Source organism: Nocardioides sp., from assembly GCF_031422975.1.
GTDB lineage: Bacteria > Actinomycetota > Actinomycetes > Propionibacteriales > Nocardioidaceae > Nocardioides.
On the sequence record NZ_JANPEO010000107.1, the window covers coordinates 1 to 2,177 of the forward strand.

Genomic DNA, 2,177 nt, shown 5'->3' on the forward strand with positions numbered 1-2,177 from the left:
CTGCTGTCGTGCATGGGTTTCCGCCTTGAGGTCGTACGACGACCCGTCGTCCCCCAGTTGACTCGCTCCGAACGCCGCTCGTGGCAACTGCACCGGCGGATCTCCACGCTCCTGAATCAGCCAAGCCTCGAGGAGTGGCGGCCGACGCTCGAGCGCAACCTGGATCGCCTCAGCGACCGGGTCACGGGTCAGCCACACGAGCGGAATGTCGGCCGCTGGCGGCAGTTGATCGACCGCGGCGACCTCCCCGGCCTGCACCGCGTCCTGACCGGTCTCGACCGCGACTCGATCGAGATGCGCGAGGTGTCCCCCATGGGCGGCCTGTTGACCCGGGAGCAGCGCGACGAAGTCATGGCCGTGGCGGGCTGATGCGACGCGACCAACTGGAGCACGCCATCCGCGCGGCCTGCCAGATCATCCACCAGTCCGAGGTCATCGTCGTCGGCTCGCAAGCCATTCTCGGCACATACGACGAGTCACAACTCCCCGCGGCCGAAACGATGTCTATCGAGGTCGACATCCTGCCGATGGCCGATACCAACGATGAGACCGCGCGACTGGCCGATCTGATCAAAGGCGTCGCGGGCGAGTTCTCGCCGTTCGAGGAACTCCACGGCTTCAGCATCGACGGCGTCGACCTCGAGACGGCTGTGCTGCCCGATGGCTGGCGCGATCGCCTGGTCAAGGTGCAGAACGCCAACACCGCGGCCGTGAGCGGCGAACCGCGCTTCACCGGATGGTGCCTCGACAAGGAGGACCTCTGCGTCGCGAAGCTGACCGCATTCCGCGAGAAGGACCGCAACTTCGTCGCTGCTCTACTCGAAGCCAACCTCGTGACGCGGCCCTGATCGCATCGCGGCTAACGACGATCCCAAGTAGGCACGTCGCCGCCACCGAGAACGCGCTCACCTGGCTCAACTCGATGCGTTGAAGCGGTACGTCGCCGCCGGGGGCTGGCGATTGCCGGTCATCGTTGGCGGGCGGCCGACAGGCCGCGAGTCGATCACCGCAAGCCGATCCGCTTACGGCACTGAGGGCGACGACGCGTCAACGCACTGCCCAAGTTGGTCCACCGTGACGCAAAGGCCGCGCTCGCCGAGATCTGAAACGCCGAGTAAGGAGTCACACCCTAGAGTCCTCGGCATGGAGGACCTGCCCGACGTACGCGAACTGGCCGAGGCGCACTGTCACGGCCCGGCCGGCGGGACGGGTCCGTGACCTACACCGAGACCGCCGAACACTCCGCGTTGGAGCTGGTCCGTTGGTTGGAGGGACGCTTGCCCGCGATGGCGGTCTCGGCCACCGACCGGATCTGGATCGAGGTGCCCAACTATCAGCGCTCCGAGCTGCACGCGGACGTGGCCCACCACTGCGAACGCATCTACGGCGTCTTCCTCACCACGGTCCGCGACGGCCGGGACCCCCTGGTCGCTGACTTCCCGTGGACCGCGGAACACGCCCAGAAGCGGGTCGACCACGAGATCCCCCTGGTGGACTTCCTCAAGGCGTTCCGCATCGCCCAGCTGGAGCTCTGGGACCACCTTCTCGAGTGGGCGCAATCGGGCCCAGAAGCCGAGCAGACCGTGCTGGGACTGGTCTCTCACGTGATGCGCACCATCGAGGCCGGCAGCTCCGCCGCCGCGACGACCTACATCGAAGCGCAGCAGTACGATCTCGCCGACCACGAGAACGTGCAGCGCGACCTGGTCGAGGACCTGCTCGCCAACCGCAGACCCACCCACGCACGACAGCTCGAGGTGTTGCGAAAGGCCGGCCTCGGTGAGGACCGGTACGTCGTGATCTCGGCCGAGCTCGGTGACGCCGACGGAGCGACCGGCCAGCACGCGCTCACGATGTCGGCCCGCACGCACCTGTCCCGGATCGCCGGCGGTGTGTTCGCCGTGCGCCAGTCCGAGCTGGTCGCGTTGTTGCCCTTGCGGGCCAAGGACGAGCGGTCCCTGAACCGGCGTCTGTCTCGGATGGTCCAGGAGCTCTCCGCCCGGGGGATCCTGCTGCGGGTCGGGATGAGCGCGGTGCACGCTGACCTCGACGAGGTGCCCGACGGGCACGCGGAAGCGCGCCTCGCGTGCGGCAGCATCCGCGGCCAGCACGGCGTCGTCGGCCTGGCCGAGCTGTCCACCCTGGACTACCTGGTGCGCCGCCCCGACGACACGGTC

2 protein-coding genes and 1 pseudogene are annotated in these 2,177 nt (G+C 68.0%); all 3 read left to right on the forward strand.

What is annotated here, in order from left to right; translation table 11 throughout:
* Positions 1–369: XRE family transcriptional regulator (locus tag RMO85_RS03505; protein WP_310526498.1), on the forward strand; the 369-nt coding region annotated here is incomplete at its 5' end.
* A complete protein-coding gene (locus tag RMO85_RS03510; RefSeq protein ID WP_310526499.1) occupies positions 369–848 on the forward strand; it encodes a DUF6036 family nucleotidyltransferase in 480 nt (159 codons plus the stop codon). The genes RMO85_RS03505 and RMO85_RS03510, both read left to right, overlap by 1 nt.
* 366 nt (positions 849–1,214) lie before the next feature.
* Positions 1,215–2,177 (forward strand): annotated as a pseudogene (locus RMO85_RS03515) (hypothetical protein); the annotation flags it as partial.